Source organism: Halomonas maura (assembly GCF_030409305.1).
Taxonomy (GTDB): domain Bacteria; phylum Pseudomonadota; class Gammaproteobacteria; order Pseudomonadales; family Halomonadaceae; genus Halomonas; species Halomonas maura.
In genome coordinates this window covers 1-10,418 of record NZ_JAUFPQ010000032.1, presented here as the reverse complement: position 1 = coordinate 10,418, position 10,418 = coordinate 1, and the positions used below count along the sequence as shown (strand labels likewise).

The 10,418-nt window shown below is 70.8% G+C and carries 12 protein-coding genes; 1 reads left to right on the top strand and 11 read right to left on the bottom strand.

Annotated elements, in window-relative coordinates; all coding sequences use genetic code 11:
* The 6 genes from QWY76_RS19845 to nrdR all read right to left on the bottom strand — a co-directional run.
* Positions 1-501: thiamine-phosphate kinase (locus tag QWY76_RS19845; protein WP_290313302.1), on the bottom strand; the 501-nt coding region annotated here is incomplete at its 3' end.
* Between the two features lie 14 nt (positions 502-515).
* Positions 516-1,016: a transcription antitermination factor NusB gene (nusB, locus tag QWY76_RS19840; protein ID WP_290313301.1), complete on the bottom strand. Its 501-nt coding sequence runs from the start codon at positions 1,014-1,016 to the stop codon at positions 516-518.
* Positions 1,013-1,510, bottom strand: a complete 498-nt coding sequence (ribH, locus tag QWY76_RS19835) for a 6,7-dimethyl-8-ribityllumazine synthase (protein WP_290313300.1) — start codon at positions 1,508-1,510, stop codon at positions 1,013-1,015. The genes nusB and ribH overlap by 4 nt, the downstream gene beginning before the upstream one ends.
* A gap of 86 nt (positions 1,511-1,596) precedes the next feature.
* Complete coding sequence (ribBA, locus tag QWY76_RS19830) at positions 1,597-2,763, bottom strand: bifunctional 3,4-dihydroxy-2-butanone-4-phosphate synthase/GTP cyclohydrolase II (protein ID WP_290313298.1); 1,167 nt, start codon at positions 2,761-2,763, stop codon at positions 1,597-1,599.
* A 258-nt stretch (positions 2,764-3,021) separates the two neighbouring features.
* Positions 3,022-4,149, bottom strand: a complete 1,128-nt coding sequence (gene ribD / locus QWY76_RS19825; protein WP_290313297.1) for a bifunctional diaminohydroxyphosphoribosylaminopyrimidine deaminase/5-amino-6-(5-phosphoribosylamino)uracil reductase RibD — start codon at positions 4,147-4,149, stop codon at positions 3,022-3,024.
* The gene (nrdR, locus tag QWY76_RS19820) at positions 4,146-4,631 is read right to left on the bottom strand and encodes a transcriptional regulator NrdR (RefSeq protein ID WP_290313296.1); all 486 of its coding nucleotides are present in this window, start codon (positions 4,629-4,631) and stop codon (positions 4,146-4,148) included. Before nrdR ends, ribD begins: the two co-directional genes overlap by 4 nt.
* Before the next feature lie 172 nt (positions 4,632-4,803).
* Here nrdR and dsbG point away from each other — a divergent pair, with 172 nt between their 5' ends.
* A complete protein-coding gene (dsbG, locus tag QWY76_RS19815) occupies positions 4,804-5,556 on the top strand; it encodes a thiol:disulfide interchange protein DsbG (RefSeq protein WP_290313295.1) in 753 nt (250 codons plus the stop codon).
* A 51-nt stretch (positions 5,557-5,607) separates the two neighbouring features.
* On the opposite strand, the gene QWY76_RS19810 is transcribed toward dsbG, so the two are convergent.
* The 5 genes from QWY76_RS19810 to QWY76_RS19790 all read right to left on the bottom strand — a co-directional run.
* On the bottom strand, positions 5,608-6,021 hold the full coding sequence (locus tag QWY76_RS19810; protein WP_290313294.1) for a DUF6691 family protein: 414 nt from the start codon (positions 6,019-6,021) through the stop codon (positions 5,608-5,610).
* On the bottom strand, positions 6,018-6,410 hold the full coding sequence (locus QWY76_RS19805; protein ID WP_435389007.1) for a YeeE/YedE family protein: 393 nt from the start codon (positions 6,408-6,410) through the stop codon (positions 6,018-6,020). The genes QWY76_RS19810 and QWY76_RS19805 overlap by 4 nt, the downstream gene beginning before the upstream one ends.
* 119 nt (positions 6,411-6,529) lie before the next feature.
* A complete protein-coding gene (locus QWY76_RS19800; protein WP_290313292.1) occupies positions 6,530-7,399 on the bottom strand; it encodes an MBL fold metallo-hydrolase in 870 nt (289 codons plus the stop codon).
* Positions 7,400-7,588: 189 nt separating this feature from the next.
* The gene (locus QWY76_RS19795; protein WP_290313291.1) at positions 7,589-8,998 is read right to left on the bottom strand and encodes an MBL fold metallo-hydrolase RNA specificity domain-containing protein; all 1,410 of its coding nucleotides are present in this window, start codon (positions 8,996-8,998) and stop codon (positions 7,589-7,591) included.
* Between the two features lie 178 nt (positions 8,999-9,176).
* A partial coding sequence (locus tag QWY76_RS19790; RefSeq protein ID WP_290313289.1) for a DUF5801 repeats-in-toxin domain-containing protein occupies positions 9,177-10,418 on the bottom strand: 1,242 nt, incomplete at its 5' end.

Below are 10,418 nucleotides of genomic sequence, written 5' to 3'. Positions count from 1 at the left end.
GCCGCCGGCGCCCCCGCCCAGCGCGCCGGTCACGGCCAGCCAGTCGCCGGGCCGGGCGCCGGCGCGGGTCAGGGCCTCGGCCGGCGGCACCTCGCCCATCACCGTGACGCCCACGGCCAGCTCGCCGCGGGTCACGTCGCCGCCCGCCAGGCTGACCCCGCAGGCCGCGCACAGGGCGTGGAAGCCCTCCGCGAAGGCGGCCACCCAGGCCTCGTCGGCCGCGGGCAGGGTCAGCGACATCAGGCACCAGCGGCCCCGGGCGCCCATGGCGGCCAGGTCGCTGAGGCTGACGGCCAGCGCGCGGTGGCCCACGGCCCCGGGCGGGGCATCGGCGGGGAAGTGCACGCCGGCCACCGAGGTATCGACGCTCACCGCCAGGCGCTCACCCGCGGTCGTCGCCAGCAGGGCACAGTCGTCGCCCACCCCGAGGCTCACGCCCGCCGCGGCGGGGGCCGGGGCGGGGGCCAGATAGCGGGCGATCAGCTCGAATTCACTGTGCATCCGGTGCATCGCCTTCAGCGTCGGCGCGCGGAGACCTCGGCGGACCGCAGCCTCACGGCGAGCTTGTCGAGAATGCCGTTGACATACTTGTGCCCCTCGGTGGCGCCGAAGGACTTGGCCAGCTCGACGCCCTCGTTGATCACCGCCCGGTAGGGCACCTCGAGGCGCTTGGCGAGTTCGTAGGCCCCCAGGCGCAGGATGGCGAGTTCGATGGCGTCCAGGTCCTCGAGGCGGCGGTCGAGCAGCGGGGCGATGGCCCGGTCCAGCTCCTCGCGGTCGCGCACCACGCCCTGCAGCAGGTCATGGAACAGCGCCAGGTCGGCGATCTCCATGACCTTGTGCCAGTTCTCGTGGTCCTCCAGGTCGTCGTCGGCCACCTGGCTGCGGAACTCCGTCTCCACCGCGGTGATCGACTTGCCGGTCAGCTGCCACTGGTAGAGTCCCTGGACCGCGAGCTCGCGGGCCGCATGGCGGGACTGCTGGGCCTTCGACGGTGCCCGGCGCTGCTCGCTCATCGGGTCCCCTCCCCGGCGTCATCGCCGAAGCAGCGCAGCAGCGAGACCATCTCCATGGCCGCCATGGCCGCCTCGGTGCCCTTGTTGCCGGCCTTGGTGCCGGCCCGCTCGATGGCCTGCTCGATGGAGTTGACGGTCAGCACGCCATTGGCCACCGGGGTATCGAACTCCAGCTGCAGGCGGCTCATCGCCGAGTTGCACTCGCCGGCCACGTGCTCGAAGTGCGGGGTGCCGCCGCGGATCACCGCGCCCAGGGCGATCACCGCCTCGGGCCGCGCCACCTGGAGCACGCGCTTGATCGCCAGCGGCAGCTCCCAGGCGCCGGGGGTGTGGACGATATCGATGTTCTCGGCCTCCACGCCGTGGCGCACCAGGCTGTCCACGGCGCCCTCCACCAGGCTGTCCACCACATGATGATTGAAGCGGCCCACCACGATCACGTAGCGGCCATCGACGTCGACGAAGCTGCCTTCGACTTGGGAAATCGGTTGCATGGTCTGTTTCCTGCTGAACCCGGTGGTACGGAATCCACATGACGCCGCGACGGCCGGCGTCGTGTCAATGTGTCGGTGACGATCGCTCAGGCGTCGGCGTCATCCTCGGCGACGGCCGGCTGGCCGGGCTCGACCCGCTCGACGACTTCCAGGTCGAAGCCGGAGAGCGCCGAGAACTTCCACGGCGAGCTGAGCAGGCGCATGCGCCCCACGCCCAGGTCGCGCAGGATCTGCGAGCCGGTACCGATGGTGAGGTAGTTGCCGGCGCCGTCGGAGTCGGTGGTGCGCGGCGCGCGGCGACGCTCCAGGAACAGGTCGAGCAGGTCCTGGAGGTCCTGGCGGGGACGGCCATCGTCGAGCAGCACGAAGACGCCATGCTCGGCGCGGGCCACCTCGGCCACGGCCTCGTGGGCGGCCCAGCTGCCCCCCTCGCCCTTGTGCAGCGAGAGCAGGTCGCGCATCACGTTGGCCAGGTGCACGCGCACCGTGGTCAGTGCCTCGGGGTGCGGATGCCCCTTGACCAGGGCCAGGTGGTGGGCACCCTGGATGCGGTCGCGAAAGACGTGCAGGGTCAGCTCGCCATGGGGCGTCTGGACCGGCATCGATTCCTGGGGCTCGACGGTCTGCTCGTTGTGGATGCGGTAGTGGATCAGGTCGGCGATGGTGCCCATCTTCAGGCCGTGCTCGCGGGCGAAGCGCTCGAGCTCGGGGCGGCGGGCCATGCTGCCGTCGTCGCTCATCACCTCGCAGATCACGCCGCTCGGGTCCAGGCCGGCCAGGGCCGCCAGGTCACAGGCCGCCTCGGTGTGGCCGGCACGGCGCAGCACGCCGCCCGGCTCGGCCATCAGCGGGAAGATGTGGCCGGGCTGGACGATGTCCCCTGCCTGGGCGTCGCGGGCCACCGCGGCCTGCACGGTGCGCGCCCGGTCGGCGGCCGAGATCCCGGTGGTCACCCCTTCGGCGGCCTCGATGGACAGCGTGAACTTGGTGCCGAAGCCTGAGCCGTTGTCGCGGACCATCAGCGGCAGCTGCAGCCGCTCGCAGCGCTCGCGGGTCATCGGCAGACAGATCAACCCCCGGGCGTGGCGCGCCATGAAGTTGATGTGCTCGGCCTCGACCTTCTCGGCGGCCATGATGATGTCGCCTTCGTTCTCGCGATCCTCGTCGTCCATCAGGATCACCATCCGGCCCTGGCGGATGTCCTCGATCAGCTCGGCGATGGGGGCCAGGCCCCCGGAGGAGGAGTGCTCCATGGAATCTCCATTGATTCTGCGTGGCGGCTGTCGCGCCTTGACGACGCTCGGGTCGCCGGGGGGCGTCGCCCACCTCGAAACCGCGTCAGGGTACCGTGGCGCGGCGTCCGGCGCCAGTATGAGGTTCGGGCATCGGCGAACTCTCGAGAGCGGCATCGGCGAACTCTCGAGAGCGGCATCGGCGAACTCTCGAGAGCGGCGTCGGGCGTCGGATCGTCCCGGTCTTGTCGCGTCGGCAACCAACCGCTCGCCGCGCGCCTAGCGCGGCCGGGCGGTGATGCGCCAGTCGCGGCCCACGGCGCGGATATCGAGAATCTCCAGCGGGCGCTGCTGCTCCATGCGCTCCAGCCCTGGCAGGGCGAACAGCGGCCGGGCCTCGCCACCGAGCAGGGTGGGGGCCACGAACAGCTGCATCTCGTCGACCAGGGCGGCATCCAGCATGGCCCCGGCGAGCGTCGCGCCGGTCTCCAGCAACACCTCGTTGACGGCCTCCTGCCCGGCCAGGTGGGCGAGCAGCGCCGCCAGGTCGACTCGGCCGTCGGCGCCGGCGGGCAGCGCCAGCACCTCGGCGCCGGCGGACTCGAGGCGGGCCCGACGCTCGCCGTCCTGGCCCTCGAGGGTCGCCACCAGGGTCCGGCCCGGCTCGCGCAGGCAGGCGGCGGCCTCGGGCAGGCGCAGCCGCGAGTCCACCACCACCCGCAGCGGCTGGCGGGCGGCGATGGCCTCGCCCTCGGGCAGCTCGAGCTGGTCGGCACGCACCGTGAGCCGGGAGTTGTCGAAGATCACCGATTCCACGCCGGTCAGCACCGCGCTGGAGCGGGCGCGCAGCCGCTGCACCTCACGCCGCGCGCGGGGGCCGGTGATCCACTGCGACTCGCCGGAGCGCATGGCGGTGCGGCCGTCGAGGCTCATGGCCATCTTCAGCCGCACGAAGGGCCGGCCACGGGCCATGCGGGCGATGAAGCCGGGGTTGAGGGCCCGGGCCTGGGCCTCGAGCAGGCCGACCTCGACCTCGATGCCGGCCTCGCGCAGCCGCGCGATGCCTCGGCCCGCCACCTGGGGATTGGGGTCCTGCATGGCCACCACCACCCGCGCCACCCCGGCGTCCACCAGCGCCACGGCACAGGGACCGGTGCGCCCCTGGTGGGAACAGGGCTCGAGGGTGACATAGGCGGTGGCTCCCCGGGCCGCCTCGCCGGCCTGGCGCAGGGCATGGATCTCGGCATGGGGCTCGCCGGCCCGCAGGTGCCAGCCCTCGCCCACCCGCCGGTCGCCCTTGACCAGCACGCAGCCCACCCGGGGGTTGGGATCGGTGGTGTAGAGGCCGCGACGCGCCAGCACCAGGGCGCGGGCCATCCAGGCCTCGGGGGTCCGCGGCGCCGTCATGCGCCCCCCGGCTCGTCGGGCCGGAAGCTCGGCTCCTGGGCGAGGCGATCGATCTCGGCGCGGAACTCGTCGATGTCCTGGAAGCGCCGATACACCGAGGCGAAGCGGATATAGGCCACCTGGTCGAGCCGCTTCAGGGCATGCATCACCTCCTCGCCGACGTCCCGGGCCTGGACCTCGCGCTCGCCGCGGGCGCGCAGCGTCTGGCGAATGCGCTCCACGGCGGCCTCGATGGCCTCGGCGCTGACCGGGCGCTTCTCCAGGGCACGCAGCATGCCGGCGCGCAGCTTGGCCTCGTCGAACAGCTCGCGGGAGCCGTCGGCCTTGATGACCCGGGGCATCACCAGCTCGGCGGTCTCGTAGGTGGTGAAGCGCTCGCCACAGGCCGCACACTGGCGCCGGCGGCGCACCTGATCGCCCTCGGCGACCAGCCGGGAATCGGTCACGCGGGTGTCATGGGCGCCGCAGAAGGGGCAATGCATAGCGAGTATCCGACATGGAGGAAACGGTGTCGCCATATTGTAACGGGTCGGGGCGACAGCGCCCAGCGGGTCGGACACTCCCGGGGCCCGCTGCCGTTGCCGCACACGAACTTTATCGTCCCGCGAGCCTCCCAGGCAGGCATTCCTTCCTTCCGCTACCAGGAGATCCGTCATGCGTCAGCCGTCTCGCTCCCGCCTGGCCCTGGCCGCCCTTGCCCTGCCGCTTGCGGCCCTGGCCGAGTCGCGGCCGCCCCCCCTTCAGGCCCTGGAGGCCCAGGGCCTGACGGTCCATGGCCGCTTCGCCGCCCCGGGCGGGCTCGACGGCTACGCGGCCAGCGCCAACGGCCAGGCGATGACCGTCTTCGTCACCGCCGACGGCGAGCATGCCGTGATCGGCAACCTGGTCGACGCCGAGGGCAACAACCTCTCGGCGGCCCCCCTCGATCGCCTGGTACGCGCCCCCCGGGACGCCGAGACCCGGCAGGCCCTGGCGGACAGCGCCTGGATCGCCGATGGCCGCGACGACGCCGAGCGCATCGTCTACGTCTTCACCGACCCCAACTGCCCCTATTGCCGGCGGTTCTTCCGGGCCGCCCGGCCCTGGGTCGAGGCCGGCGAGGTGCAGCTGCGCCATGTCATGGTCGGCATCCTCGAGCGCGACAGCCCACGCCTGGCCATCTCGCTGCTGGCCGCCGACGACCCGTCCGCGGCGCTGGCGGCCCATGAGGCGGGCACGCCGGTCGAGCCACTCGACGCCCTGCCCCGCCACTGGGAGCTGGCGCTGCAGGAGAACCACGCCCTGATGGAGCGGCTCGGCCTGGTGGCCACCCCGGGGCTGGTCTACCGCGACGAGGACCGCCTGGCGACGGCCCAGGGCATGCCGAGCGAGGCAGCGCTGACGAAGATCCTGGGCCCGCGGCCCTGACGCGATGCCGGAGTCGCCCCTCGCGCAACAGGTTGCGCTACGAGAACCTCTTCAGTCCGGCGAGGGCAGCGCCCGGGCCAGGAACCAGCCCACCAGCATGGCCAGCAGCATGGCCGCCAATGGCCAGGTGATGCCGGCCACGGAGGCGAAGGCCGGGCCGGGGCAATAGCCGGAGAGCCCCCAGCCGATGCCGAACAGCGCCGCCCCGCCGATCAGCCGGCCATCCAGGTCGCGCCGCCTGGGCAGCTGGAAGGCCGAGGCGAACAGCGGGTTGGGCCGGCGCATGGCCAGGCGGTAGCCGACGAAGTTCGTGGCCACCGCGCCGCCGAGCACGAAGATCAGCGTCGGGTCCCAGGCGCCGAAGAGATCCAGGAAGCCCAGCACCCGGGCCGGGTCGGTCATGCCGGACACGGCCAGGCCGAGGCCGAACAGCAGGCCGGCGAGATAGCCCATCAGGGTCCTCATGCGCCATCTCCCAGCAGGTGCCGGACCATCAGGACCGTGAGGATGGCGGTCGCCAGGAAGGTCAGGGTGGCCGCCAGGGAGCGCGGCGACAGCCGCGCCAGGCCGCACACGCCATGGCCGCTGGTGCAGCCGCTGCCGATGCCGGTGCCCAGGCCGACCAGCAGGCCGGCGACGAGCATCAGGGCGACGCCGCCGGCGGGCTCGCCGATCACCGCGCCGGGGCGGTCGGCCACGTTGCCGAGCCCCCCACCGGTCAGCACCAGCAGCAGGGGCCCCGAGATCAGCCCCAGCAGGAAGGCCAGGCGCCAGGCGCTGTCACCCCGGGGCCGGGCGGTGACCAGGGTGCCGATGATGCCGCTGACGCCGGCGATGCGTCCCAGGGTCACCATCAGCCAGGTGGCCGAGAGTCCGATCAGCACGCCGCCGACCAGGCCGGCCAGGTAGGAATGCCACTCCACGGGCGATCTCCTTCAGGGGGTTGCTTCGCCGAAACGCGACTCGACGGCCTTCAGAACCGGTTGATCGGCACCTTGAGGTAGACCTGGCCGTTGTCCTCGGCGGGCGGCAGCTGGCCGGCGCGCATGTTGACCTGTACCGCGGGCAGGATCAGCTGCGGCATGTCCAGGCTGGCATCGCGCTCGGTGCGCATCTTCACGAAGGCATCCTCGCCGACGCCCTCGTGGACATGGATGTTGTCGGCGCGCTGCTCGGCCACGCTGGTCAGGTGCTGGTACTCCTCGCGGCCCGGCGCCTTGTAGTCGTGGCACAGGAACAGGCGCGTCTCGCCGGGCAGCGCCAGCACCTTCTGGATGGAGCGATAGAGGGTGCGGGCGTCACCGCCGGGGAAGTCGCAGCGCGCCGTGCCGTAGTCGGGCATGAACAGGGTGTCGCCGACGAAGGCGGCATCGCCGATCACGTAGGTCAGGCAGGCCGGCGTATGGCCCGGGGTGTGCAGCACCCGCGCCTCGAGGCCGCCGATGGCGAAGGTGTCGCCCTCCTCGAAGAGGCGGTCGAACTGGCTGCCGTCCCGGGCGAACTCGCTGCCGGCGTTGAAGGCCTCGGCGAAGATCTCCTGCACCTCGATGATGCGCGCACCGATGCCGGTCAGCCCGCCCAGCCGCTCTTGCAGGTAGGGCGCCGCCGAGAGGTGGTCGGCGTGCACGTGGGTCTCGAGCACCCACTCGACGCTGAGCCCTTCGTCGCGCACGCAGGCGATGATCGCGTCGGCGGAGCGCACCTCGGTGCGCCCGGCGGCGTAGTCGAAGTCGAGCACCGAGTCGAGGATGGCGCAGGATGTCGAATGCGGATCGCGGACCACATAGCTGAAGGTCTTGGTGGGCTCGTCGAAGAACGCCGTCACGAGAGGATGCGTCGCCATGAAGCCTGCCTCCTGTAGTGGTGAATAGCGGTGGAATCAGCAACGGTGAGGGTCGAGCCCCGCCCATCGGCACGTCGTGGCCCTAGCGTAACGCACAACAAGTTCTAACGTTATATTTATTTGAAATATAACGGAGCGAACTCGATTCCCCCGGGACATGACCCACCGGCAACGGCATCGTTGCCGGGGTCAGAGCTCGATGCGCTGGCGGTAGACCGGGATCTCGGCCTGGACGCCGCTCTCGGCGAGGACCGCCCGGAGCGCCTGCTGGGCGCCGGGCTCGCCGTGCACCAGATAGAAGCGTGGCTGGCCATGGAAGGCGCCGGCCCAGCCGATCAGATCGCTCTGGCCGGCATGGGCCGAGAAGCCCCCCAGGGTATGCACCCGGGCCTTGACGGCCAGGTCCTCGCCCAGCACCCGAACCCGTTCGGCGCCGTCGACGATCTCGCGTCCCAGGGTGCCCTCGGCCTGGAAGCCGACGATGACCAGCCGGGTGCTGGGCCGCTCGAGGTTGTAACGGAAGTGGTGGACGATGCGCCCGCCGTTGCACATGCCGGCGCCGGCGATGATGATGGCGCCGCCATGGATGCGGTTGATGGCCATGGACTCCTCCACCGTGCGGGTCAGGCGCAGGATCGGCAGGTACTGTCCGGGATCGCCGTGGGCGGCGATATTGAGCACCTTGAGGTCCTCGGGGTCGAGCGAGGCGCGCTTGCGGGCATAGAGCTCGGTGACGCGGATCGCCATGGGACTGTCGAGGAACACCATCTGCTGGCGCAGCCGGCCCTGGTGATAGAGCACGCTGAGGTGATAGAGGATCTCCTGGGTCCGGCCCACGGCGAAGGCCGGGATCAGCACATTGCCGCCGTCCCGGTGGGCCTCCTCCAGCACCTGGGCGAACTCCTCGAGGGTCTCCGCCAGCGGCCGATGGTCGCGGTCGCCGTAGGTGCTCTCCATCATCACCAGGTCGGCGTCGTAGACCTTCTCGGGGTCTTTCATCAGCACCGACTCGGGATTGCCGAGGTCCCCGGAGAACACCAGCCGGCGTTGCTGGCCGCCGGAGGGGATGGCCAGCTCGACGATGGCCGATCCCAGGATGTGCCCGGCATCGCGGAATACCAGGGTCACCCCGCCGGGCAGGTGCACCGGCCGGCCGAGGCCATGGGGCTCGCACAGCGACAGCGTCAGGGCGACGTCGTCCTCGTCGTAGAGCGGTTCGATGGCCGGCTTGCCGGCCCGCCCCCGCCAGCGGTTCTCCCACTCCAGGTCCTTGGCCATCACGAAGGCGGCGTCGACCAGCATGATCTCGAGCAGTTCGGCGGTGTCGGCGGTGCAGTGGATCGGCCCGCGGTAGCCCTCGCGAACCAGCTTGGGCAGCAGGCCGGCATGGTCCAGGTGGCCGTGGGACAGCACCACCGCCTCGAGCTCCGTGGCCAGTCGCCCGAAGGGCACGGCATTGGCGCCCTCGACATCGCGGCCGCCCTGGTGCAGGCCGCACTCCAGCAGCAGCCGGTGCGCGCGCGGCTCGCCATCCACCTCCAGCAGGTAGCGCGAACCGGTCACCTCGCCCACCGCCCCCAGAAACGTCAGCGTCGACATGCGGATGCGCTCCTTGCTCAGCCTCATCACTCTCTCAGCATAGCGGCCCCCTGGAGCCGAGCGACAAGAACGGCCTCAACCAACGGGCCGACCCGCGCCATGCGGGTCGGCCCGATGCTGTGTCGCCATCAACACCCGAGGCGTCAGGCCAGGAAGGCGCCGTCCGCCGCCGGGGTGATCATGCGATCATGCCATCGCCGTTGCCGTCGATGGAGAAGGCGAAGGTATCCTCGACCGCATCGTCGTCGCCGTCCGTCGCCTCGACGGTGACCGTTCCCTCGATATCCGGAATATCGCCGAACGTGAAGGCGAAGATTTCCGGGATACGGAAGCCGTTGGCCGTCGCGTCATGGATGAGGATGACCTGGTCGATCTCTTCCTCCGTCTGGAACACGACCTCCTGGACGTCATTGCCCTTCGGCAGGGGGAAGGTCTCTTCACTGAATGCCACGAGCTCGCCATCATCGTAGCCCGCCATCTTCAGGGTGAGATCACTGCCGGGGGAGCCCGTGCCACCCTGCACGATGAAGCTGACGCCGGCGACATCCTCATGGAAGTTGAGCGCCAGTCCCTCACCGGCATCGTACTGGTTGTCGAACAGCGCTGAACCCCGGTTGCTGATATTGATGTCGTCGGCAGGATCGTCATCCAGATCGCCGTCAAGGTACGTCTGCCTCAGATTCGCAGTGTCGTCCGGATCGGAGAAGAGGAAGCCATCCAGGGTGACGATCGGCTCGTCCGGGGGCTGCGGAAGGTCGAACTCCTCCACGGGGCCGCCGGGGGTGGTCGTGTCCTCGATCAGCGCCACCTCGACGATAGGCCTGTCGATGAGCACCTCCGCATCGTAGCCGCCCGTTCCCTCTCCATCGACGGTGACCTCGAAGAAGTCGCCGAACGCGCTGCTGGTCAGGGTCAACATCGTGCCATCAGGCGAGATGCTCCCCGAGAGATCGCCCAGGACCGTGTCGTTCCCGGGGCTGACGAGGCTGAAGCCGGTGATCGCGAAGTCACCCTCCCCGTCGGCGCCATAGTCGAGGAAGCCCGCGTCGCTGAACGTCTCCCCGTCCGCGAAATCCAGCAACGGGGTGTCGTCGAGCCCCGAGATCGCCGGCCCGTCGTCACGCAGGCCCAGCGACGGCGAGAGGTCGATGGTCAGCTCGGCGCTGTCGTCGTCGCCGTCCGTCGCCATGGCCGTCAGCCCGACCTTGCCGGCGGCCAGGGTGATCAGGTCGTCCGGGTCGCTGTCGTCCGGATGGACCACCGCCCGGCTCTGGTCGAGGGTGACGTTGCCGTCGCCGTCGACGCTGACCCGCAGCACCTCGTCACCGTCGTCGTTGCTGCCGACCACGTCATCGCCATCCAGCGCCAGCGTCACGTCCTGACCGGTCAGCGTATCCACCAGGCCGCTCGCCGGGTCGGT